The organism is Pseudofrankia inefficax (genome assembly GCF_000166135.1).
Classification (GTDB): Bacteria; Actinomycetota; Actinomycetes; order Frankiales; family Frankiaceae; genus Pseudofrankia; species Pseudofrankia inefficax.
In genome coordinates, this window is the sequence record NC_014666.1 from 546720 (window position 1) to 569625 (window position 22906).

17 protein-coding genes are annotated in these 22906 nt (G+C 71.8%); 9 read left to right on the top strand and 8 right to left on the bottom strand.

The features are described 5' to 3' along the window. Nucleotides 1–105 precede the first annotated feature (105 nt). Nucleotides 106–3183 carry an ExeM/NucH family extracellular endonuclease gene (locus FRAEUI1C_RS02260; RefSeq protein ID WP_198318693.1) on the bottom strand — a complete coding sequence of 1026 codons (3078 nt, stop codon included), beginning with the start codon at nucleotides 3181–3183 and terminating at the stop codon, nucleotides 106–108. A gap of 491 nt (nucleotides 3184–3674) precedes the next feature. On the opposite strand from FRAEUI1C_RS02260, the gene FRAEUI1C_RS02265 reads away from it, so the two are divergent. Next, nucleotides 3675–4652 (top strand): glycosyltransferase family 2 protein, encoded by a 978-nt coding sequence (locus tag FRAEUI1C_RS02265; RefSeq protein WP_013421659.1) that lies wholly within the window; start codon nucleotides 3675–3677, stop codon nucleotides 4650–4652. A gap of 56 nt (nucleotides 4653–4708) precedes the next feature. On the opposite strand, the gene FRAEUI1C_RS02270 is transcribed toward FRAEUI1C_RS02265, so the two are convergent. Beyond that, complete coding sequence (locus FRAEUI1C_RS02270) at nucleotides 4709–5341, bottom strand: TetR/AcrR family transcriptional regulator (RefSeq protein ID WP_013421660.1); 633 nt, start codon at nucleotides 5339–5341, stop codon at nucleotides 4709–4711. Nucleotides 5342–5422: 81 nt separating this feature from the next. On the opposite strand from FRAEUI1C_RS02270, the gene FRAEUI1C_RS02275 reads away from it, so the two are divergent. Then, nucleotides 5423–6970, top strand: coding sequence for an MFS transporter (locus FRAEUI1C_RS02275; RefSeq protein ID WP_041258720.1), 1548 nt, complete (start codon nucleotides 5423–5425; stop codon nucleotides 6968–6970). Between the two features lie 29 nt (nucleotides 6971–6999). Here FRAEUI1C_RS02275 and FRAEUI1C_RS02280 read toward each other — a convergent pair whose 3' ends face one another. Genes FRAEUI1C_RS02280 through FRAEUI1C_RS02290 form a run of 3 tightly spaced genes read right to left on the bottom strand, consistent with a single transcriptional unit; the run spans nucleotide 7000 to nucleotide 10315 of the window. Next, complete coding sequence (locus FRAEUI1C_RS02280; RefSeq protein ID WP_013421662.1) at nucleotides 7000–7452, bottom strand: response regulator; 453 nt, start codon at nucleotides 7450–7452, stop codon at nucleotides 7000–7002. Continuing rightward, nucleotides 7449–9104 carry a sensor histidine kinase gene (locus FRAEUI1C_RS02285; protein ID WP_198318694.1) on the bottom strand — a complete coding sequence of 552 codons (1656 nt, stop codon included), beginning with the start codon at nucleotides 9102–9104 and terminating at the stop codon, nucleotides 7449–7451. The genes FRAEUI1C_RS02280 and FRAEUI1C_RS02285 overlap by 4 nt, the downstream gene beginning before the upstream one ends. A 14-nt stretch (nucleotides 9105–9118) precedes the next feature. Beyond that, nucleotides 9119–10315 (bottom strand): PP2C family protein-serine/threonine phosphatase, encoded by a 1197-nt coding sequence (locus FRAEUI1C_RS02290; RefSeq protein ID WP_013421664.1) that lies wholly within the window; start codon nucleotides 10313–10315, stop codon nucleotides 9119–9121. A 334-nt stretch (nucleotides 10316–10649) separates the two neighbouring features. Between FRAEUI1C_RS02290 and FRAEUI1C_RS02295 the strand changes: the two genes are divergently transcribed. Together FRAEUI1C_RS02295 and FRAEUI1C_RS02300 are read left to right on the top strand one after the other, a co-directional pair. Further along, nucleotides 10650–11159 carry a pyridoxamine 5'-phosphate oxidase family protein gene (locus tag FRAEUI1C_RS02295; protein ID WP_013421665.1) on the top strand — a complete coding sequence of 170 codons (510 nt, stop codon included), beginning with the start codon at nucleotides 10650–10652 and terminating at the stop codon, nucleotides 11157–11159. Nucleotides 11160–11263: 104 nt separating this feature from the next. Continuing rightward, the gene (locus tag FRAEUI1C_RS02300) at nucleotides 11264–12883 is read left to right on the top strand and encodes an ABC-F family ATP-binding cassette domain-containing protein (RefSeq protein WP_013421666.1); all 1620 of its coding nucleotides are present in this window, start codon (nucleotides 11264–11266) and stop codon (nucleotides 12881–12883) included. A 13-nt stretch (nucleotides 12884–12896) separates the two neighbouring features. Here FRAEUI1C_RS02300 and FRAEUI1C_RS02305 read toward each other — a convergent pair whose 3' ends face one another. Next, entirely contained in the window at nucleotides 12897–14327 is a 1431-nt protein-coding gene (locus FRAEUI1C_RS02305) for an NAD-dependent epimerase/dehydratase family protein (RefSeq protein ID WP_013421667.1), read from the bottom strand. A gap of 212 nt (nucleotides 14328–14539) precedes the next feature. Between FRAEUI1C_RS02305 and FRAEUI1C_RS02310 the strand changes: the two genes are divergently transcribed. After that, nucleotides 14540–15325 carry a hypothetical protein gene (locus tag FRAEUI1C_RS02310; RefSeq protein ID WP_013421668.1) on the top strand — a complete coding sequence of 262 codons (786 nt, stop codon included), beginning with the start codon at nucleotides 14540–14542 and terminating at the stop codon, nucleotides 15323–15325. Between the two features lie 269 nt (nucleotides 15326–15594). Here FRAEUI1C_RS02310 and FRAEUI1C_RS02315 read toward each other — a convergent pair whose 3' ends face one another. After that, nucleotides 15595–16026: a PPOX class F420-dependent oxidoreductase gene (locus FRAEUI1C_RS02315; RefSeq protein ID WP_013421669.1), complete on the bottom strand. Its 432-nt coding sequence runs from the start codon at nucleotides 16024–16026 to the stop codon at nucleotides 15595–15597. 158 nt (nucleotides 16027–16184) lie between these two features. Between FRAEUI1C_RS02315 and FRAEUI1C_RS02320 the strand changes: the two genes are divergently transcribed. Together FRAEUI1C_RS02320 and FRAEUI1C_RS02325 are read left to right on the top strand one after the other, a co-directional pair. Continuing rightward, the gene (locus FRAEUI1C_RS02320) at nucleotides 16185–17192 is read left to right on the top strand and encodes a daunorubicin resistance protein DrrA family ABC transporter ATP-binding protein (RefSeq protein WP_013421670.1); all 1008 of its coding nucleotides are present in this window, start codon (nucleotides 16185–16187) and stop codon (nucleotides 17190–17192) included. After that, nucleotides 17189–18031, top strand: a complete 843-nt coding sequence (locus FRAEUI1C_RS02325) for an ABC transporter permease (RefSeq protein ID WP_013421671.1) — start codon at nucleotides 17189–17191, stop codon at nucleotides 18029–18031. The genes FRAEUI1C_RS02320 and FRAEUI1C_RS02325 overlap by 4 nt, the downstream gene beginning before the upstream one ends. A gap of 96 nt (nucleotides 18032–18127) precedes the next feature. On the opposite strand, the gene FRAEUI1C_RS02330 is transcribed toward FRAEUI1C_RS02325, so the two are convergent. Then, nucleotides 18128–21286: an ATP-binding protein gene (locus tag FRAEUI1C_RS02330; RefSeq protein WP_013421672.1), complete on the bottom strand. Its 3159-nt coding sequence runs from the start codon at nucleotides 21284–21286 to the stop codon at nucleotides 18128–18130. Between the two features lie 338 nt (nucleotides 21287–21624). On the opposite strand from FRAEUI1C_RS02330, the gene FRAEUI1C_RS02335 reads away from it, so the two are divergent. Further along, nucleotides 21625–22254 carry a hypothetical protein gene (locus tag FRAEUI1C_RS02335; RefSeq protein WP_083819703.1) on the top strand — a complete coding sequence of 210 codons (630 nt, stop codon included), beginning with the start codon at nucleotides 21625–21627 and terminating at the stop codon, nucleotides 22252–22254. 33 nt (nucleotides 22255–22287) lie between these two features. Next, the gene (locus tag FRAEUI1C_RS02340; RefSeq protein ID WP_041258723.1) at nucleotides 22288–22893 is read left to right on the top strand and encodes an LmeA family phospholipid-binding protein; all 606 of its coding nucleotides are present in this window, start codon (nucleotides 22288–22290) and stop codon (nucleotides 22891–22893) included. The last annotated feature ends 13 nt before the right edge of the window (nucleotides 22894–22906 follow it).

Genomic DNA, 22906 nt, shown 5'->3' on the forward strand with positions numbered 1-22906 from the left:
ACGGCGCAAGAAAAAGCGGCGCGACCGTGTGGAACGGTCGCGCCGCCGAATCCCGCATGGGTAGGGCCGCCGTTCGGGCGGCCCTACCCATGCGAGCGGGATTTCCTAGCTGGAGAGCTTCCAGGGACCGTTGGGGTCGCCTGGTGCCTGGTTGCGGGTCCACCACTGGGCGACGTACTTCTTGCCCTGGTATTCGGCGACGTCACCGGTGTTGAAGACGCGTGACGCCGTCCACAGCGCGATGCCGTCGGGCGCGGTCGCGATCTGCTCCCACGGTCCGTTGGGGTCGCCAGGCGTCTGGTTCTGCGTCCACCACATCGCCTGCCAGGTCGAGCCGTTGTAGGTCACCGTGTCGGGGGCGTTGTAGACCTTCGAGGCGCTCCAGGCGGCCGGGAGCGGCGTCGCGGGGAGCGTCAGGCCGACGACGACCGGGTCATGGTCGGAGGCTGCGAACGGATCCGTGCCGTTGAACAGCTGCGTCGCGTTGTAGTTGTAGCGGCTGTACGCGAAGGCCACGGCCTCCTGGGCGTTGATCTGCCACACGTCCGCGCCGGTCACCATCGACAGTGCGGCCGGGTTGGCGAGCACGTGGTCCAGTGAGCCCTCGAGGCTGTTGTACGAGTAGGTCTGCTCCGCCGGGTCGAGCGTGCTGCCCAGGTCGACGTAGCCGGCGCCGTACAGCACCTGCATCGGGTCCTCACCCGTGTAGGCGTTGAAGTCGCCGAGCAGGAAGATCCGGTTCGTGCCGAGGCCCGCCGCCGTCTGCGTGGCGAACGCGCTCAGGTCGGTCACCTGGTGCACGCGGGTGGCGTTGAAAGCGCCCTGGTCGACCGCCGGGGACGAGGTGTCCTCCGCGTCGCCGGGGTAGAGGCCGGTCGCGTCGGCGCCCTTCGACTTCAGGTGGTTGGCCACCACGAGGAACGCGTCCTTGTCGGTGGCGCCGGCCTTCTTGAAGCCCTGCGCGAGCGGCTCCCTGGCGATCGAGAAGGGCTGGCCGTCCGCCGAGTCGCCGGTGAGCACCTTGGCGGCCCCGACCAGGGACACCGCGGCGGGCTTGTAGATGAAGGCGGTCCGGATGACGTCCTGCTGCGCCAGCGGAGGCAGCTGGTCGTCGGGCGGCGACGGGACGAACTCCCACACGTTCGAGCCCGCGGCGGCGTTGAGCGCGCCGACCAGGCCGGCCAGCGTGGTGTCCCGCGGCTCGCCGAACTTGCTGGAGTTCTCCACCTCCTCCAGCGAGACGATGCTCGCCCCGAGCCGGTTGATGCCGGTGACGATCTTCGACTGCTGGCGGGCGAAGCTGGCGTCGTTGGCGGCGCCGCGCGGGCCGGGGCTGCCGTCCGTGCCGGTGCAGGTGTTGACGCCGATCCGGTTGCCCTGCCGGTCCGTGTAGTAGGTGCAGGTGCCGAGACCCATCGAGACGTACTGCTCGCCGGTCATCGAGAAGTAGTTCTCGACGTTGAAGGTCGCCAGCCGGGCGCCGCCGCCGACGTTCGCCGGCTGCGCGTTCCCGGTCCGGGTGTCGCTGAAGGTCGCCACGGCGGCACCGTCGTCGGTGACCTGGGCCGTCGGCTGGAGGTTCCACAGCGAGAACCGGTAGTCCAGGACCAGCGGCTTGTGGAAGGTGACCTTCGCGCCGACGCTGACCGGGTTGGTCGGGGTGAGCCAGGGCAGCGGCGTGTTCGCGTTGGCGCCGGTCGAGTAGTTCACGCTCGACCCGTCGTCCAGGGTGATCATCCGGGCCGCGTTGTCGGCGGCGGCGGACTGGGCCGCGGGGCTGCCGGCGGTGCCGACGTCGGTCGGCTGGCGCAGCGGGGTGTCCCCGGCGGCCAGGGTGAACGAGCCGTACCAGTTGGCGTCGTAGTTGTCCGAGACGGTGAAGTCGCCCTGGGGCGCGATCAGCTCGCCCTCGTGCGCCTCCTTCTGCGCGTCCGTCGAGAGGTCGGACCAGGCGAGCTGGTCGGGCACGACAGCCGGCAGCGGGGTGTCCAGCTGGGTGACGGTCGGGCTGCCGATCTCGGTCTCGCCCTGGAACTCGGACACCTTGCCGGTGACGCGGACGCTCTCGCCGACGGTGACCTGGCCGGCCGAGACCGACCCGAAGACGAACACCGCGTCGGAGGTCCCGGGGGTCGCGTCCTGCGCCGCGGTCCCGCCGGCGCCGCCCGTCTCCAGGAAGAAGCCGTTGAAGCCGCCGGTCGGGTAGGCGGCGGTGACGACGCCCTCGGTGGTCACGGTCTGGCCGGCGAGCGGCGACGTGTCGGTGTTGGTGCCCTGGATCGCCGCGATCGGCGTGACGGTCGGTGCCGCGTCGACGACCTGGACGGTGAACGACACCGAGCCGGTCGCCGCGGTCGAGTCCGTGGCGGTCGCCGTCACGGACGCCGTGCCGGCCGCTGTCGGGGTTCCCGACAGGACGCCCGCCGTGGAGATCGCGAGGCCGGCGGGGAGGCCCGTCGCCGTCCAGGTGTACGGCGCGGTGCCCCCGGAGGCGGCCAGCGTGACGGGGGCGATCGCGGTGCCGACCGTCGCGTTCAGCGTCCCGGGACTGGCGACCGTGACCGTGCCGCCGCCGGTGGCGCCACCGTCACTGGCCGCGTTCTGCGGGGTCGGAGCCGCGACCGAGAAGTCCGCGGCGTTGTTGTCCGTGTCGGTGCCGGCGGCGTCGCGCTGGTAGCTCAGGACGACGGAGTTGCCGGTCGGCGCGGTTCCCTCGGGGGAGTTGCTGGTGCCCCAGCCGATCTTGTCGAGCACCGAGGCGTCGGTGGGCAGCACGCCCGCGGTGCTGGCCGCGAGGAACAGGGTGCCGCCGCCGGCGCCCGGGTTGATGCTGCCGCCGGTGCTGAGGTCCGGGGTGGGCAGCGGAGCGCCGGGGTTGGTCGTCGCGTTGTTGCTGGGCAGCTGGATGAGGAAGTGGCCGTGGGCTGCCACCGTGCCCGACAGCGCGAACACCTGCGCGCCGCTCGGGGTCACCGTGCTGGTGGGGGCGCGGTACTGCAGCGTGTCGCCGGTGAGGGCGACGGGGCTCGCGGTCGGGTTGAACAGCTCGACGAACTTGTTGAGATAGCTCGCTCCCGACGACCCGCCGTTCAGGTAGGCCTCGCTGATCACCAGCCCGGTGGCGCCCGGGTTCGCCAGCGCCGGGGCGGCGAGCGAGACGCTCCCGATACCTGCTGACAGCACGGCGGCTGCTATTCGCCTTCTGGGCACGCGTGGCATGGACCCGGCCTCCCGATAGTCGCGAGTTGGCGCCGCCCGTTGCGCGCGGGCCGATCCAGGACGCTAGGGCCCGGGCCTCGCCCGGCAGAGGACTGAGCCTGAACACCAGATGACGGGTCCCACCACGTTGGCGCAGCGACCCGCCGCCCGGCGAGACACGCCGGTCCTCTCGGGTCCGCGCGGGTGAGCCGGACGGGGCCACGGCCTCGGGCGACGCCGAGACGGAGGGTCCGCTGGCGTACGCGTCACACCCGCACCCGGCGCGCAACCATACCCTCACGTGAGGGTATGGTTGGCGCGTCCGAGGGGACGTGGTCCAGGGTCTCTTTCTCGCCCCGGAGGGCCCGACGCCCGCGGGAACCCCGGTTCACCTGGTGGTGGATCGCGCATGTGCACGCCCGGGCACGCGGTCCCTGTGCTCGGCAGGCTGACGATCGACAGACGGAGACGCTGCGATGACGGAATCCCGGGTACCTGAGGTCAGCATCGGGATTCCGGTGTACAACGGCGCTGACTTCCTCGGGGCGGCGATCGAGTCGCATCTGGCGCAGACGTTCGGTGACTTCGAGCTGGTGATCTCCGACAACGCCTCCACCGACGGAACCCAGGACCTGTGCCGGGCGTACGCCAAGGAGGACTCGCGGATTCGCTACGTGCGCCAGGCGGCGAACATCGGCGCGAACGCGAACTACAACGAGGTCGCCCGGATCTCGCGCGCACCCTTCTTCCGGTGGGCGGCCGACGACGACGTCCTGTTGCCGGAGTATCTGGAACAGACGTACAGACTGCTGAGCAACGACGACGACGCCGTCCTGTGCCACTCGTTCGCCGCGCACATCGACGAGAACGGCAAGCCGCTGGCGCCCGCCGCCGACGGCGTGGGGTTCGTCGACGACAAGGGCACCTACGTCGACGGGCCGGACCCGAACGTCGCCACCCGCAAGATGCGCTCCCCGTACCCGCACGTCCGTTTTCGCGACGTACTGCTGCACACGAAGTGGTGTTTCGAGATCTTCGGCCTGATCCGCCGGGACGTCCTGCTGGCGACCCCGCTGCATCAGAAGTTCTACGGGACCGACCGGGTCCTGCTCGCCGAGCTGGCGCTGCGGGGGACCTGGCGGGTCGTGGAGGAGCCGCTGTGGCAGCGCCGCTCGCACTCCGGGGCGTCGAACAACATGAGCGTCTGGCAGAAGGCTCAGTGGAGTAACCCGGACGCGAAGAAGAGCGTGCTGCCCCCGGTCACCAACATGATCCGGGGATACGCCGACGCCGTGCACCGGCAGCGGTTCCCGATCATCGAGCGGGAGCAGTGCTATGCCGCCATCGGGGTGCTCGCCGTCCAGCCGGACAAGTTCCGCAAGCTCCTGGTGCCCGGTCCGCACAACTACTTCGGCATCGGCAACAAGAAGTCGGACGCCTCGCACCGCCTCTGAGATTCAGGACAGCGATTCAGGACGGCACTGAGGGAGCGGTTCCCGCGGCCGGCTGGTCACAGCCCCCGGACGACGGCCTCGAGGACGGTGTCGAGGGCGCGGGCTCGCTCGTCGTCGGGAAGCTCGCGTAGCGGGCCGTCGATGATCAGGCTCGACAGGCCATGTACGGCCGACCAGGCCACGTACTCGGCGCCGGGTCGGCGTTCGGCTGGGATCGCGCCCACCCGGACCAGCTCGTCGAGCCCGGCGCCGAGCATCTCGTAGGGGCCGAGCCCGCAGTTCCCGACTCCTTCGCCGGGCTGGAACATGTGCGTGGTGCGCGGCACCGCGAACGCCGTCCGGAACCAGCCGGGTTCCGAGGTGGCGAACTCGACGTAGGCGCTGCCGAGCGCCCCGAGCCTGAGCCAGGCGTCCGCCACCGGGTCGCCCTCCAAGGGCACGGCGTCGATCCGGGCCTCCATGAGCTGGGCCAGCTGGCTCATGCATCGTTCGCACACGGCCCGCAGCAGCTCGTCCCGGTCGTCGAAGTGCCGGTAGGCCGCGTTGTGTGAGACCCCGGCGGCCCGCGTCGCCGAGCGCAGCACGACAGCCTCGGGGCCCCCGGTCCGGGCCAGCCCGACCCCGGCCTCGACGAGTGCCTCCCGCAGATGACCGTGGTGGTACGGGCGGCTCGGTTCTTCGGTTGGCATGTTGACAGTGTCCACTCTCCATGCGACTCTTGCCAATGTTGCCGCTGTCAACTTCCAAGGGATGTGGCCCCTGTGCCGTCCATGAGCCCCCGCCGCCGGCTCGCGGTCCTCGTGACCGTCTGCCTGGCCGTCTTCGCGATCAACCTGGACACCACGATCGTCAACGTCGCTCTGCCGGACCTCGCCCGCCAGCTCGGGGCGACCACCAGGGACCTGCAGTGGATCGTCGACGGCTACAACCTGGCCTTCGCCGCCCTCGTGCTCACCGCCGGCTCGATCGGAGACCGGTTCGGCCGGCGGCCGGTGCTGCTCGGCGGGCTCGTCGGCTTCGCGCTGATGAGCGGGATCGGGGCGCTGTGCGACGGCGCCGGCGCGCTGGTGGCGGTGCGCTTCGTCATGGGGGCGTTCGCCGCGCTGATCTTCCCGACGACCCTGTCGATCATCACCAACGCCTACCCCGACCGGGCCGAGCGGGCCAAGGCGATCGGCGTGTGGGGCGCCGTCACCGGCCTCGGCGTCGCGATCGGTCCCGTCACCGGTGGGCTGTTGCTCGCCCACTTCTGGTGGGGCAGCGTCTTCGTCGCGCTCGTCCCGGTCGCCCTGGTCGCGGCCGTGCTCGCGTTCGTGCTGGTGCCGGAGTCCTCCGACCCGGCCGCCGCCCGGCTCGACCTGCCCGGCCTGGTGACGTCCTCGGCCGCCATCGGGCTGCTCGTCTACACGATCATCGAGGCGCCGGACCGCGGCTGGACCTCGGCCCTGACCCTGGGCGGGTTCGCCGTCACCGCCGCCGTCGCGGCCGCGTTCGTCATGCTGGAGCGGCGCCACCCGGCCCCGATGCTCGACGTGTCCCTGTTCCGGACGCCGGCCTTCTCGGCCGCCAGCGGTGCGGTGACCGTCGCGTTCTTCGCGCTCTTCGGGTTCATCTTCCTGATCACGCAGTACTTCCAGTTCATCCGCGGGTTCGGCACCGTCTCGACCGGAGTCCGGATCCTGCCGGTGGCACTCACCATCGCGCTCGGATCGGTGACCGGCACCCTGCTGGCCGGCCGGCTCGGCACCAGGACCATCGTCGTCACCGGTCTGGTGCTGTTCGGCGGCTCGTTCGCGTGGATCGCGGTGTCCAGCACCTACCAGCCGTACCTGCAGATCGCGGCCCAGATGGTTCTCATGGGCACCGGCCTGGGCCTGACCACGGCCCCGGCCACCGAGTCGATCCTCAGCGTGCTGCCCGCCGCGAAGGCCGGTGTCGGGTCGGCGGTCAACGACGCCACCCGCGAGGCCGGGGGCACGCTCGGGGTCGCCGTCATCGGCAGCGTCTTCACCTCGATCTACACCCACCACCTGGCCGGCACGGCGGTCGCCGCGCTGCCGGCCCAGGCGGCGAACGCGGCGCGCGACTCCGTCGGGGCCGCGTTCCAGGTCGCCAGCCAGGCCGGCCCCGCGCTACGGGACCAGCTCGTCTCCGACGTCAACGCGTCGTTCATGAGCGGCCTGCACATCGCCTGCTTCGTCGCGGCCGGCGTCTGCTGGCTGGGCGCTCTCGGCGCGCTCGCGCTGCCCGGCCGCCGGGGCATGCACGCCCCGCAGGCCGAGCCGGCGGTGGCTCCCGAGGCGGCGGCCGCCGTCTGAAGCGCCAGCGGGTTGGTCCGCCTCCCCGGTCAGTGACCGGGGAGGCGGACCACGCTGACGAAGAAGTCGTCGATGTGGCGCACGACGTCGACGAACCGTTCGAAGTCGACGGGCTTCGTGATGTAGGCGTTGGCGTGCAGGTCGTAGCTGCGCAGCACGTCTTCCTCGGCCTCGGACGTGGTCAGCACGACCACCGGGATGCGGCGCAGCTTGTCGTCGGACTTGACCTCGGCCAGCACCTGCCGGCCGTCCTTGAGGGGCAGGTTCAGGTCCAGCAGGATCAGGTCGGGCCGGGGGCTGTCGGCGAACTCACCCTCGCCGCGCAGGAAGCTCAGCGCCTCCACGCCGTCGCTGACGACGTGCAGGTTGTTCTTGACCTTGTAGTCCGCGAACGCCTCCCGGGTCATCAGCACGTCGCCCGGGTCGTCCTCGACGAGGAGCACTTCGATCGGGACAACGGGCTCGGGAAGCGGATTCGTCACGTTGCTCCTTCATGCACGGCGACTTGGCGCGCCGTGTCAGCAATCGCGGGCAAGGTGGGGGCATTGTTCGGGAGTGTCCAACGAAAGGTCGTACCCGACTCCACAGCGGTATCCAACCAGATCGTTCCGCCGTGAAATTCGATGATCTTGCGTACGAGGGCCAGGCCGATGCCGGTTCCGTCGTAGCTTTCCCGGCGGTGCAGGCGTTGGAAGATGACGAAGATCTTCTCGGCGTAGTCGGCCTCGATGCCGATCCCGTTGTCCGAACAGGACAGTTCCCAGGTGCCGGACTGTGCCCCGACGGACTGGGCCACGACGCCGATGTGGATGCGGGGCGTCTCCGTCCCGCGGAACTTGATCGCGTTGCCGATCAGGTTCTGGAACACGGCGGCGAGCAGGGTCGGGTCCCCGGCCACGGTGGGCAGCGGATCGGCGGTGATCTCCGCCTCGGACGCCTCGATCGCCGTGGCGAGGGCCTGCCTGGCCCGGGCCAGCACGTCGCCCAGGTCGACCGGCACGAACTCGTCGGTGGTCCGCCCGACCCGGGAGAACGCCAGCAGGTCGTTGATGAGCTTCTGCATCCGCTTGGCCCCGTCAACGGCGAAGTCGATGTACTGCTGGCCACGCTCGTCGAGCTGGTCGCCGTAGCGCCGTTCGAGCAGCTGGCAGAAGCTGGCCACCTTGCGCAGCGGTTCCTGCAGGTCGTGCGAGGCGACGTAGGCGAACTGCTCCAGATCCCGGTTCGACCGGCGCAACGCGTCGGCCTGCTCCTCCAGCTTGGCCGCCGCCTCCCAGACCGTGCCGAGCTCGTGCACCAGCTGTAGCCGCATGTTCTCCACGCTGTCGGCCAGCGCGGCGAGGTCGGGCGGCCCGGCCCTGGCCACGGTGTGGGCGAGGTCTCCGCCCGCGACCGTGCTGGCGTCCTGGCTGATCCGCTCCAGCGGCCCGGTGACCCAGAGCCGCAGCGAGCGCCCGATGCCACCCATCAGCGCGGCGAACGCGAGCCCGATGACGATCAGGACCGCGATGAGCTGGTGCAGCGTCGAGGTCACCCGGCTGCGGGCGGCCAGTGCCCTGGTCGTCAGAGAGGTGTCGAGGCGGTCGTCGGCCGCTCTGACCGCGTCGAACGACGGCTTGCCGAAGTTCTCCGGGTCGATGGCGCGAGCGGCCGTGAGGTCGCCGCGCCGGGCCGCGGCTGCCACCGGGTCGGCGTACTCCCGGTGCCAGTCCGCGACCGTGGTCCGCAGCGCGCCGAGATCGTCGGAGAGGCCGGGCCGGCCGCCGACGAGCTGGTCGAGCCGGGTCAGGGCAGCGGTCTGCGCCTTGCCGCCGTCGTCGTAGGGCTGCAGCGCGTCGGCCTTGCCGTCCAGGAGGTAGCCGCGCAGGCCGGTTTCCTGGTCCACGAGGCTGGTCATCAGCGTGGCGGCCTGGGTCCGGGCCGGTGAGACGATGTCGGTCCGCTCGTGGATCGCGCGCTCCAGCTGGACCAGGCTGGCGGTCGTGAGGCCGACCCCGGTGAGCAGGATGACCGACGTCACGGTCAGCGCCGCCGCCAGCCGGCGCCGCAGCGGCCAGGACCGGGTGATCGCGCCGAGCCGCCCGCGCCGGCCGGGCCCGGGTGGCGCCACGTCTTCCCGCGTGGGTGGACTCACGGTCGCCTGGTCCGTCACGGTGTCGGCCCCCTCAGCAGCAGCAGCGCGACGTCGTCGGTGAGTGGGCCGCCGTTGCGTCGTTCGATCCGGTCGATGAGGACGTCGGGGAGGTTGTCGTCGCCGGGTGGTGGGTTGATGGTGGCGATCTCGGTGAGGACGCCGTTCCAGCCGAGGCGTTCGCCGGTGGGGCCGTCGCGGCCTTCGAGGAGGCCGTCGGTGGCCAGGAGTAGTTCCCAGCCGGGTGGCAGCGGAACCGTGATCCGCTCGCTGGGTAGGAGGTCGTCGAGCACTCCGAGGGCTGGTCCGACCTCCGTGTCGGGTAGTGCGGTCAGGTGTGGGTGGATCAGCGCGGGTGGTGGGTGGCCGGCGAGGCGCATGGTGAGCGTGGTGCGGTCGGGGGCGATGGCGAGGGTGCAGACGGTGGCGAACAGCTCCTCGTTGGTGCGTTCGCTGGCGAGGACGTCCTGGAGGTAGGTGAGGCGGTCGGGTTCGGGGATGCCGGACAGGACGAGGGTGCGCCAGGCGATGCGCAGGCTGGCGCCGAGTGCGGCCTCGTCCGGTCCGTGGCCGCAGACGTCGCCGAGCAGGACGTGGACGACGTGGTCGGGGGTTTCGACGATGTCGTAGAAGTCGCCGCCGAGGAGGGCTTGGCGGCGTCCGGGTCGGTAGCGGGTGGTGGGGCGTAGGCGGGTGTCGCGTAGTAGTGGGGTGGGGAGCAGGCCGCGTTCGAGGCGGGAGTTCTCCTCGGCGCGTAGTTGTGACTCGTGCAGGTCGCGGGCGGCCTGCTCGGCCGCGCGCCGTTCGATCGCGTACCGCAGCGCCCTGACCAGGGTCTTGCCGTCGGCTTCGCCCTTGACGAGGTAGTCCTGGGCGCCGGCGGCCATGGCCTCGATGCCACGGTGTTCGTCGGCGAGGCCGGTCAGGACGACGATGGCGGCGTCGGGGGCGATCCGGCGCAGCGTCTCCAGGGCGGACAGGCCGTGGCTGTCGGGCAGCCCGAGGTCGAGCAGGATGCAGCGGGCCCCGGCGGCCTTGGTGCGGGCCTCGGCGATCGTCGTGGCGCGCAGGAGCCGGACGGGGGCGGCGGTTTCCTGGAGCAGTTCCTCGACGAGGAAGGCGTCGCCGTCGTCGTCCTCGACCAGCAGGACGGGCCACGCGGTCTGGCTGGGCTCGGCCGCGGCCGGTGCCGGCAGCTCGGCCACGCTCTGCATCGGGCTCGGTGGTCCCTTCCGTGCTCGGTCCGATCTGTCCTGATACCGGGCGGATTGGACCTTTCGGCCCAGTTCCTACCGGCCTGGGCTGGTAGGCCAGCATGACACGCGGTAGCGCGTGTCGTGGCCGCCCTGCGGGAAGATTACGTCCGCCACTCGCCCGGTCAGACCCGCACGATCACGAGTCGGCGCCAGCCCACCGCGGGCCCGTGGTCTCGGCTGACGCGTCACTGGGCGTCCGCCTCGCCTCGCGCGGGCCGCCGGCGCGAGGCGGCTCGGTTTGTCGGACCGGCCCGCTAGCCTCCTGGCCATTCGCCACCGGTCAGGAGGGCAGATGACAACGCCGACCACCCGGCTCGACCGTCCCTACAGCGCGCCCAGTGCCGTCGCCGTCAGCTGGGAGCAGGCCGAGGCCGTGCTGCGTGACGCGGAACTCAGCTGGATCTCCACGGTGAGGCCCGACGGAGGGCCGCACGTGACCCCGCTTGTCGCCGTCTGGCTCGACGGGGCGCTGTACTTCCACACGGGCGCCCAGGAGCAGAAGTACGCCAACCTGCGGGCGAACCCGCGCGTCGTCCTCACCACCGGCGCGGCCACCTGGGATCACGGCATCGACGTGGTGGTCGAGGGCGAGGCCGTCCCCGCCACCGATGAGGCGATCCTCACCCGGCTCGCGGCCGCGTTCGCCACCAAGTGGGACGGCCGCTGGCGGCTCTCCGCCCGCGACGGGCACCTCGTCAACGCCGACATGGGCGGGGTCAGCGAGGCGTTCGAGGTCCGGCCGACGCGGGCGTACGCGCACACCAAGGGTGAGCCGTTCAGCCAGACGACCTATACCTTCTGACCGGCCGCCGCGGCCCGCAGGCGGTCAGCTCCGCGTGCCCGCTCGGCGGCGCGCGGCGATCTAACGGTTTGCCAGGCCGTGACGCGCCCGGGAGTATCCGCCCTATGGGGCATCTGGAAGTGGCGCACGTCGAGTACTACCTGCCGGACGGGCGGGTGCTGTTCTCGGACACGTCCTTCCGGGTGGGTGAAGGCGCGAAGACCGCCCTGGTGGGCGCGAACGGGGCCGGCAAGACGACGCTGCTGCGGCTGCTGGCGGGCGAGCTGAAGCCGCACGGCGGGACGGTCGTGGTCAGCGGCGGGCTCGGCGTCATGCAGCAGTTCGTCGGGTCGGTGCGCGACGAGCGCACGGTTCGCGACCTGCTGGTCTCCGTGGCCGAGCCGCGGGTCCGGGAGGTGGCCGGCCAGGTCGACGCGGCCGAGCTGGCCATGATGGAGCGCGACGACGAGGCGGCCCAGCTGCAGTACGCGCAGGCGCTGAGCGACTGGGCCGAGGTTGGCGGCTACGACGCCGAGACCGTCTGGGACACGTGCACGATGGCCGCGCTCGGCACACCGTACGAGCGGGCGCAGTGGCGCGAGGTCCGGACGCTGTCCGGCGGGGAGCAGAAACGCCTCGTCCTGGAGGCGCTGCTGCGCGGGCCGGACGGGGTGCTGCTGCTAGACGAGCCGGACAACTATCTCGACGTGCCGGGAAAGCGCTGGCTGGAAGAGCAGCTGAAGGCGACGCGCAAGACCGTGCTGTTCGTCTCGCACGACCGGGAGCTGCTGTCCCGCGCCGCCGAGAAGATCGTCAGTGTCGAGCCGAGCCCGGCGGGCTCCGACGTGTGGGTACACGGCGGCAGCTTCGAGACGTACCACGAGGCCCGTCAGCAGCGCTTCGAACGGTTCGAGGAGCTCGGCCGGCGTTGGGACGAGAAGCACGCCCAGCTGAAGCGGCTCGTCGCCGACCTGCAGCAGTACGCGGCGCGCAGCCCCGACATGGCGTCGCGCTATCAGGCGGCGAAGACCAGGCTGCGCAAGTTCGAGGAGATCGGCCCGCCGCCGGAGCCGCCGCGCCGCCAGGACATCCGGATGCGGCTGCGGGGCGGCCGGACCGGGGTCCGCGCGCTGACGTGCGCCGGGCTGGAGCTGACCGGGCTGATGCGCCCGTTCGACCTGGAGGTGTTCTACGGCGAACGGGTCGCGGTTCTCGGCTCGAACGGCTCCGGGAAGTCGCACCTGCTGCGGCTGCTCGCCGGCCAGCCTGTCGCGCACACCGGCCAGTGGAAGCTGGGGGCGCGCGTCGTGCCGGGGCACTTCGCGCAGACGCACGCCCATCCGGAGCTCGCCGGCCACTCCCTCGTCGACATTCTCTGGAAGGACCACGCCAAGAACCGCGGCGGCGCGATGAGCATGCTGCGCCGCTACGAGCTCGAACCGCAGGGCGACCTGCCGTTCGAGAAGCTGTCGGGTGGCCAGCAGGCGCGGTTCCAGATCCTGCTGCTGGAGCTGGCCGGCAGCACCGCCCTGCTGCTCGACGAGCCGACCGACAACCTCGACCTGGAATCCGCCGAGGCGTTGCAGACGGCGCTGGAGTCGTTCGAGGGCACCGTCCTCGCGGTCACCCACGACCGCTGGTTCGCGCGCACCTTCGACCGGTTCCTGGCGTTCGGCATGGACGGCCAGGTCCGGGAGACCGCGGAGCCGGTCTGGGACGAGGGCCGGGTCGAGCGCAGTCGCTGACCTACGCGCTGACCTATGAGGTGGGCTCGACCTGGGCCAGGAAACGGTTGGCCACGGCCTGTTTGGCGTAGCCGGCCGGGTCCCGGACGCAGTCGGGGCACCAGTGCCCGGCGGTGAGGACGAGACGGGGGCTGCCGGTGAACTCGTGCCCGTCGGCGCAGCGCCAGCGCAGCGGGGCCGCGACGTCGCCCGCAGGCAGGTTCTCGGACAGCAGTTCGCCGCCGCGGAAGTCGGCGGCGGCGGCGAAGTCGTCGTCGGTCCAGGCGGCCGGGTCCTTGGACTCGTCATAGCCGTGGTCAAGCAGGCGCGGGGACCGGTCCGGCGCCGGGATCCGGAAGGTGGACCAGTCGCCGATCGCCTCCCAGTCCGCGCGGGAACCGAAGTAGGCCCGAATGCGCGCGTCGTCGTCGGCCCGGATCCACGCCATGGTTCCTCGGGGCTGGCGGGTCAACGGGCCGATCACCAGGTTCTTCACGACCGTCGCCGGGATCCTCCCCGCCAGGCGCACCGAGCGCGGGCACGCCCGGACGGCTCGGGCGAGTGCGTCGTCGACCGTGTCCTGCCGGAACGGCACGAGGGCCTCCAACTCGTCGGAGTCGGTGTACCACTGGCCGTGGAAGTTGCGCGTGGCGAACCAGTCTCGGTCATACCAGCGCCGGATGTCCTTCACCCCGAGGGTGGTGCCCAGCCGGACCAGCATCTCCCAGTTGGTCAGCCGCCAGGCCTCGCCGCCGCCGATGTTGTAGACCCGGCCCCAGAAATGCTCGGGCACCCCGTCCTCGCAGATGTTGGCGAGCAGCCGGGCCGAGTCCTCGGCGGTCGCCCACTCCATCACGCCCGCGAACGGCACGTGGGTCATGATCGCGTCGCGGATCTCCAGCATTCCGGAGTGGAAGATCCCGGTCTGGCGCAGCCACACCCAGCGCGGCAGCCCGGACTCGACCAGGGCCCTCTCGGAGATGATCTTGCTCTGCCCGTACTCGTCGAACTGGGAGACCCGAAGCGGGTCGCCGACCCGGCCCCAGTGGTGCGGCGGGTTCCGGTCGCCGGTCTCGGCCACCGAACCGATCATGACGACGCTGGTCGCGCCGGGATCGGCCTGGGCCTGGACCGCCCTGATGATGTTCCGGGCGCCGCCGACGTTCACCCGGTGGGTGAGCTCCGGCTGGTCGTCGGCCTGCGGGGAGACGATGGCGCCGACATGCAGGACGTAGTCGCTGCCGCGCACACAGCGCTCGACGGCGTCGTAGTCCGTCAGGTCACCCCAGACCACCCGCAGGTTCGGCAGGTCGGCGAACTCGGCGATGGCGGCGCGCTCCCGCCGGGTCGGCAGCACCAGGGCCACGACGTCGAACCGGTCCGCCCGCCCGGCGAACTCGCGCAGGACCCGGCGGCCCCAGTTGCCGGTCGCGCCGGTCAGGAACACCCGCCGTTTTCGGCTCATCCCAGCCCGCTCTCCCCGCTCACCCAGCGACCTCGCGAAGCGGCTCCGCGCCCTCGGCGACCGCGCCGCCGCCTGCTGCTCTCGGGACACCCTGTTCCCGGGGACACCTTCGCACGCGGACACCCCCTCAGGGGCGCCGACCAACCCGCCCGTCACGGTGTCCAGGCGCGAACCGGACCACCCGCGATCCAGCCTCAGCTGACGGAACAACCGTGACGCTGGCGCTGAAACTCCTGCTCGCACCGCTGCTGGTCGTGGCGTCCTCGGTCGCCGGACGGCGGTGGGGGCCGGCGCTGACAGGCACGCTGGTCGCGTTGCCGGTCGTCGCCGGCCCGATCCTGCTCATCACCGACCTCCAGCACGGCCGGCAGTTCGCGGCGCAGGCCGCGAACGCCGCCCTGCTCGGACTGGTGACGCTCGCCTTGTTCGCCGTCGCGTTCGCCCGCGCGTCCCGGTCGCTGGGGTGGAAAGGCAGCCTCACGCTCGCCTGGTGCGCCTGCCTGATCGCCGACCTCGCCCTGTCGTTGCTCGTGGTGCCGCCCCCGATCGGACTGCTTCTCGCGCTGGCGGCGACCGGTGCCGCTGTCGCGGTGATGCCTGCGGCGCACCCGGTCAGCGCAGCGCCGACCCTGCCCAGGCCGCCGGGGTGGGATCTTCCTGGCCGGGCGCTCGCCACAGCCCTTCTCGTTCTTTCGCTCACGGGAGCCGCCGCCACCCTCGGCCCCCGCCTGACCGGCGTGCTCGCGCCGTTTCCCATCGCCACGAGCGTTGTCGCGGCCTTCACGCTGGCCCAGGCCGGCCACCAGCCGACGGCCACACTGCTGCGTGGCGTGCTGCGTGGCCTGGTCGGTTTCGCGGCGTTCTGCTTCCTGGTCGCGGAGCTCGTCGGCCCGGCCGGCACGTTCGTGGCGTTCGCCGCGGCGCTCGCGGCCGCCCTCCTCGTCCAGCTCGTCGTCGCCCAGCTATTGGCACGATCCCGCGGGCGGACCGGTGGGTAATGCGGATGGCTGGGCGCCCGTGACTGGTGCAGCTACGCCATTATCGATCTTCGCTGTCGGTCTCAGCTGCCGGATCCCCTGCCCAACTGGCGATCTTCGTGCAGTTCGGCGACCATCATCGCCGGCTGCGCAGAATAAAAGGGGCAAATCGGGGCATGGGACGCCAATTTCCCTGCGCAACGCGGGATCATTGGGTTTTGGGGGCCGATGATCGCCGGTTGGGCAGGGGAACTTGCGTTGGCGGGGCGGCGCCGGCCTTGCGCTCGGTTCTATTCCGGGCCGGCCGCGGTCTCCGGGCTGGGCGCCGGGACGGCGAGGGTGATGACGATGCCCGTGTCGCCGTAGGGGAAAGGGCCCTTGCCCAGGTGGCCGACCGTGTTGAAGAACTTCGTAATATGCACCATTACGCCGTATTTGGACCGGACCTTGGTCTGGATCGCGTCGAAGTCCGGGCCGGCCTGGGCCAGCTCGGCTGTTCCGTCGACCGGAGTCGTGTCGGCCTTGACACGGCCACGGTTGTCCGAGGGCTGCACCGTCACCCTGGGATTGTTGCGGAGCCGCTTGTACTTGCCGGAGGCGGACGAGGTCCAGAATCCCACCCGGCCGTCGTCGAGCGGCACGATCCAGGTCGGCGTGGAAACGCCGACGCTGTTTTTACGGAAGGTCGTGACCGCCACGTACTTCTCATCGCTGATCGCCATGGCGCCGCAGTCTAGGACCCCGTCTCACCAGGCAGCCGGCAGCCGCGCGAAAGCCGCCGGGTGTCCGTGAAACCACCCTGAGGCCACGGTGAAACCGGTGGGTCCCAGAGTTGTCCCTTGGGCCGGCCACACGGGAGCGGTCCGGAAGGAGCACCTCCATGACAGCCGCCGTCCACGCGCGTGGTCTGGTCAAGACGTTCGGCGACGTGCGCGCAGTCGACGCCATCGACCTTGACATTGGTGAAGGCGAGATCTTCGGCGTCCTCGGTCCCAACGGCGCCGGCAAGACCACGATGCTGAAGATGCTGGCGACGCTGCTGACGATCGACGGCGGCGACGCGTCGATCTTCGGTGTCGACGTTCGCCGCGAGCCCCACCGGGTGCGCCAGCTGGTCGGCGTCACCGGCCAGTACGCCTCCGTCGACGAGAACCTCACCGCCACCGAGAACCTCTGGATGTTCGGGCGCCTGCAGGGCCTGAGCTCGCGCAGGTCCCGCGAGACCGCCGCGGAGCTGCTGGAGCAGTTCGGCCTCACCGACGCGGCGAGCAAGCGGATCTCGCAGTTCTCCGGCGGGATGCGCCGTCGGCTCGACCTGGCCGCGAGCCTGATCACCCGCCCGCCGCTGATCTTCCTCGACGAGCCGACCACCGGCCTCGACCCCCGGACCCGCGGGCAGATGTGGGACACCATTCGCGGCCTGGTCGCCAGCGGCTGCACCGTCCTGCTCACCACCCAGTACCTCGACGAGGCCGACCAGCTCGCCGGCCGGATCGCGGTGATCGACCGCGGCCGCAAGGTGGCCGAGGGCACCCCCGACGAGCTGAAGACCTCGGTGGGCAACCTGACGCTGCGGCTGCGGCTGGCCTCGGGCGCCGACACCTCCCTGGCCACCGACGTGGTGCGCCGGCAGCTCGGCGAGGAGCCGGTCGTCACGCCCGAGGCCGGGCAGCTCAACGTCGCGCTGGAGACGTCCGACCGGGTCGCCGACGTGCTGATCGGGCTGCGCCAGGCCGGCGTCGAGATCGCCTCGGTGGGTGTGGACAAGCCGACGCTCGACGAGGTCTTCCTCGCCCTCACCGGCCACGACGCCGGCGAGGGCGAGCAGCCGGACCCGACCGTGCCCGGCCAGGCGCAGGAGAAGACGCCACAGGAGGTGGCCCGATGACCACGATCACTGCCGAGCCCCGGACCACGATCACGATCGACCCCCGGGAAGCGGTCGCCCGCACCCACCCCCGGGCCACCCCGGTGGACACGCTGCGCCAGACGCTGGTCATGGCCTGGCGGGCCACCAAGAAGATGCGCCGCAACCCGGAGCAGTTCTTCGACGTGACCCTGCAGCCGATCCTGTTCACGGTGATGTTCGCCTACGTCTTCGGCGGGGCGATCTCCGGCAACGTGAAGAGCTACCTGCCGCTGATGATCCCCGGCATCCTCGCCCAGACCGTGCTGACCTGCTGCATGGCCACCGGCGTGCAGCTGCGGGAGGACATGGACAAGGGGGTCTTCGACCGGTTCAAGTCGCTGCCGATGGCCCGGATCGCGCCGTTGGCCGGGCCGATGGTCGCCGACCTGATCCGGTACGCGATCGCCTCGACGCTCACCTTCACGATGGGCATCGCGATCGGCTACCGCCCCGGCGGTGGCGTGCTCGGGGTGGCCGGCGCGATCCTGCTGGCGATCTTCACCGGCTGGTCGCTGGCCTGGGTCTTCACCTTCTTCGGCACCATCGCCCGCAGCGCGCAGAGCGTCCAGGGCATGTCGATGATGATCCTGTTCCCACTGACCTTCCTGTCGAACGCGTTCGTGCCGATCGACACCCTGCCCGGCCCGCTGAAGGCGTTCGTCAAGGTCAACCCGGTCTCGCACCTGGTCTCGGCCGACCGGGACCTGGCCAACCACGCGCACCTGTCCGCCCAGGTGGGCTGGACGCTGGTGGCCTGCCTGGTCGTGATCGCGATCTTCGCCCCGCTGTCGGTGCGCAGCTACAAGCGTCACCTCTAGGCCTTGCGGGCGCTGGCCGCCGAGGTCGCTCCGGGTCCGGATGGCGGGCTCGGAGTGACCTCGGCGGTCCCGCCGTCCCGTCGCGCCGGTCCGCGGTCAGCCGAGCTGGTCGACGGCGCGCCGGGCCTGCGCGACCAGGGCGGGGCCCGGCTGGTCGCCGTACTCCGCGCGCAACGCCGCTATCGAGCCGGGCGCGAGTTCCTCGGCGCAGGGCGCGATCCGGTCCCAGGACATGGTCGGGATCATGCGGCTGTAGGAGAAACGCTCGGCCAGCACCAGCAGGCGCACGGCCTCGGCGGCGGGAACGGCGGACCGCAGCAGCCCCCAGGCGCCAAGCGCGAACAGCGCCATGCCGCAGACCGGGAAGTCGAGAAGGACGTCGTCCAGTCCCAACGCGCTCAACGTCCTGGCACGGCACGTCGCGAACAGCTCGGTGCCGTCGGCCTCGTCACCGGAGGTCCCGTGGTAGGCGAACGCGGTCAGCATGCTCGCGTCCGCGAACAGCAGCCAGGGCTCGACGCCGGTCGACTGGTGGCCCGGGAAGGCGAAGGCGCGCAGGCGCGCGGACGAGGCCCGGTAGGCCGCGAGCCCGGCGGTCGGGTCGCCGCGGGCCAGCGCGATCTCGGCCTCGGCGGGGCCGAGCGCGAGCAGGCCACCGAGGATGGCGTCGGAGCCCTTGAGCTGCTCGATCTCGTCGAGGTAGGCCGACGCCTCGTCGAGGTGTCCGGCCGCCACCTCGGCCAGCGCGACCACCGAATGGAGCTGCACCAGGTCGTCCGTCGCGCCGAGCCGGGCGAGCACCGGAATCGCGGCGCGGGCGTGCGGCACCGCGGTGACCGGACGCCCCAGCTGCATGTGGAGAGCGGCCAGATGGGCGTGCAACATCGCCGCCAGCCAGGGCCCGTCGAAGTCCTCCCGCATCAGGGACAGCGCGCGCTCGGCCCCGTCGATCGCGCTGATCGGGTCACCGGCGTTCTCGTGCAGGTGGCTGCGCCACTGCAGGGCGGCGATCGCCACCGCCGGGTCGGTGGACTCGGCCAGCTCGTCGAGCCGGGTGCCGAACGGCTCGCCGCTGCTCGGGTCGTGCGAGAGGAGAACCGTGACCATCGCGTTGATCCGGGGGTCGCCGTGCTCGTCCGTCCCGAGACGGACGAGCAGGTCGTGGATCGTCGCGTGCGCCTCGCTGGATGCCCCGATCATGGCGTTCTGCCGCACGATCACCAGCGCGGCCCGAGTGGCGTCCGCGAGCTCCGGAGGTGGGACCCAGCCGGCGACGGTCTCGGCGACCGAGCCCGCGAGCACGAACACCCTGGGGTGCTCACCGCGCACGGACCACAGCCCGCCCAGGCCGCACAGCAGCTGGATGGCGGTCTCCGGGTCGGCGGCGGCCAACGCCTGGCGCAGCACGTCGGCCAGGTTGATCTCCTCGGCGTCGAGCGCGTCGATGCCATCGAACTGGTGCGCGCCGAACATCTGCTGGGCCGCCGCGTTCGCGTAGTCGACCGCCCAGGCCCGCAGCGCGGCCAGCGCCTGGTCCTGCTCGCCGGCCTGCGCGAGGCGCATCCGGCCGAACTCACGGACGGTCTCCAGCATCCGGAACCGCACGCCGGCGGCCGTCTCGACCACGGTCAGCAGCGACTGGTCGACGAGCGCCTGCACGGCGCCCAGCGCGTCCGCGCCGAGAACCCGCTCCGCCGCCGTCAGGGTGACCCCGTCCTGGAAGACCGACAGCCAGCGCAGCGCGCGTCGTTCGCGCTCCTCCAGCAGGTTCCAGGACCAGTCGATGACGGCGATCAGGGTGCGGTGCCGGTCCGGCGCGTTCCTGACCCCGCCGCGCAACAGGGCGAACCGGTCCTCCAGCCGCCGGCTGATCTCCTCGACGGACATCACCCGCGCCTTGGCGGCGGCGAGCTCGATGGCCAGTGGGAGACCGTCCAGCCGGGCGGCGATGTCCATCACCGCGTCCACCGGAAGCTGGACGTCGGGCCGCGCCGCGACGGCGCGCTGCCGGAACAGGTCGGCGGACTCCACCGGGCCGAGCTCGCCCAGCGGATAGACCCGCTCCGCGCTGATCGCCAGGGGCGCGCGTGACGTGGTGACCACCCGCAGGTCGGCCGCGGTGGCGACCAGGAACGCGACCAGGTCGGCGACGGCGTCGACAAGGTGCTCGCAGTTGTCGAGGATCAGCAGGCTGGGCGCCGCGTTGAGGTGCTGGGCGATCCGCCCGCGCACGTCGGCGAGCTGCTGGGGGGTCAGCGTCCGGCGCCCGTGCACCGAGTCACGCACCCCCAGCGCGGAACCGACCTCACCGATCACGTCGTCCGGCGAGGTGACGCCGACCAGCCCGACGAAGTGCACGACCGGCTGTTCGGCCGCCCGCCCGAGCGCGTGCGCCAGCCTGGTCTTGCCCAGCCCGCCCGGCCCGACGATCGAGACCACGCGGGAGGTGCCGACCAGTGCCCGCAGCCGTCGGAGGTCGTCCGCGCGCCCGATCAGCGGGCTCGTGTCGTAGTGCAGGCCCACCCGGACCGGCCGGTCGAGGTGGAGCAGCTCGCGGTGCACCCGTTCGAGGGCCTCGCCGGGACTGACGCCGAGCCGCTCGCGCAGCTCGGACCGGTGGCGCTCGTACCGGTCGAGCGCCGCGGTCGTGCCGCGCACCGCCGCCTCGCTGCGCAGCAGGCACGCCAGCGCGGCCTCGTCCGACGGGTCCCGGTCGAACGCCTCGAGGAGACGCGGCAGCGCGGCCTCGTGCTCCCCGGCCAGGCTCAGCACCCGGCCCAGCAGCCCGGCGAGCTCGGCCCGCTGCGCCGTGGCGTCCCGCCGCAGCTCCGCCAACGGGTGGCAGTCCTCGTCCCGTGGCTCCACCAGCGTCTCGGCCAGCGCCATCGCCTCGGCCGCGGTCTCGCGCGCCGCGGCCAGGTCGTCGGCCGCGAGCAGGCGCCGGGCCCGCCGGGTCAGGTCGCCGAGGCGCAGCGCGTCGACCTGTTCGGACGGCACGCCGAGCCGGTAGCCGTGGCCATCGCGCACGACCGCGTCCGGGCCGCACTGCGACCGGGTGCGTGAGATCAGGACCTGCAGTGCCTTGCCGGCGTTCCCGGGCTCGTTCTCGCCCCAGACCACCTCGGCCAGCCGTTCGCTCGGCACGGCCTGGCCTCCGCCGACGACCAGCGCCGCCAACAGCGCCTGCGGACGCTCACCGACCACCGGCCGGCCACGCCAGCGCACGCCGTCGAGAACGGTCAGGACGATCGGCACTCGCCCAGTCTAGGGACGCACGACACGCCGGCGATATAACGCGGGAGCCTGGCAGGACAGGCCTCGTCGCCCGGGATCTCCGGCCAGTACCGGGCCGGCGGTCGGCCATGACCGGATACCGGTACCGGTCAGCGGAGCCGGACGGCGAACTCGTAGGCGTTTCACATGGTGAGGGGATCGGATTCGCAACGTGGGCTGGTGTTCTTGCGCGGCCGGCGCGGAAGGACCAGCGCTGTCCTGGACCGGGAGACCCGCGGTCCCGCGTCGGCTGCCTCCCGGCGGGCGCCCGCCGGGGAATGCCCACTCCCGATCCCGAAGGCAGGCGTCCACTCGTGACCATGCACGCTCCGATCCGTCGAGGTCTCGCCGTGGCCACCGTGGCCGGCGCGGCGCTGCTGCCGCTCGCCGGCTGCCAGCCAGCGGCCTCGTCCTCACTCGCGTCGGCGACGGTGTCGCCCGCGGCCGACTCGGCGACGGCCCAGCCGGCCGACCCGTCGACGGAGGGCTCCAACCTGCCGGCGCCCACGCAGACGGCACCCGTCGCGACCGCGACGGCACTGCCTACGGCGACGCCCGGCACCCCCAGACCCCGAATCCCGGCCGCCCGGGGCACCGGTGGCCCGGGCTCGGAGACCATCACGATCACGTCACCGGTGGCAGTCTCCGGCCATGTCGACACGACAGTGACCTGCGGGGTCACCGGCAACCACTACACGGCCTCGGCGAGTGCCGTGGTGCAGGGCTACACCGTCGCCGAGACCGTGGTCGCGGCGAACTATCACGCGCCGGGCACCTACACGATCCTGGTGACGGTCTCGTTGACCATCCCGGGCGAGGGCCGCTACGTGATCACCGCCGTCCCGGCCAGTGCTCAGATCACCGACACCGGCGGCTCGGTCTCGTTCTCGGCGACGTCCGACAGCGGGCGGACGCTGGCTGGGTCCATCGCGTGGGCCTGCTCGGTCTAGCGGCAGGTGCCGGTGATACCCGACGGACAGCTCGTGGCCGAGCCGGTCGGCGCGACGGTCGGCGGCGCTCGGCGCTGGCGCTGGCTCGTGGCGCTGTCACTCGTCGTCCTGCTCGGCTTGCTGCTGGCCGACCGGCTGCTGGTCGGCGTCGTCGAGGACCGGCTGTCGGCCCGGCTGTCCTGCCTGGGCGCGCTGACCGGAACCCGGACGGTGCACATCGGCGGATTCCCGTTCCTCACCCAGATGGCCGAGGGGCATTACCGGGTGGTGACGGTGACGGCTGACGGCGTCGGCGCGTCGGCCCGGCTGACCGACGTCGACGTGACCTTCCACGACGTCCGAATGCGGCCGTTGGCCGGCCTCGTCGGCCGGTCGGCTCCCGGCTCGATCACGGTCGGCTCGATCTCAGCGCGGGCCACGGTCATGTTTGGCTCGGCGGGCCCTGCCTCCGGACTCGGCGCGGGAGACGCGCTGCTCGACGCGGCCGGCTCGGGGCGACTCGACGAACCGATCGCGCGGTTGGCTGGCCTTCCGTTCCCGGTTCACCTTGACGGCGCCCAGCCTGTGCCGGGCGGGGTGCGGGTCGCGTTGTCGGTCCCGGGCACGGCGATCAGCGGCGTTGGCCGCTGCCAAAGCTAACGGTGTGCCTGCG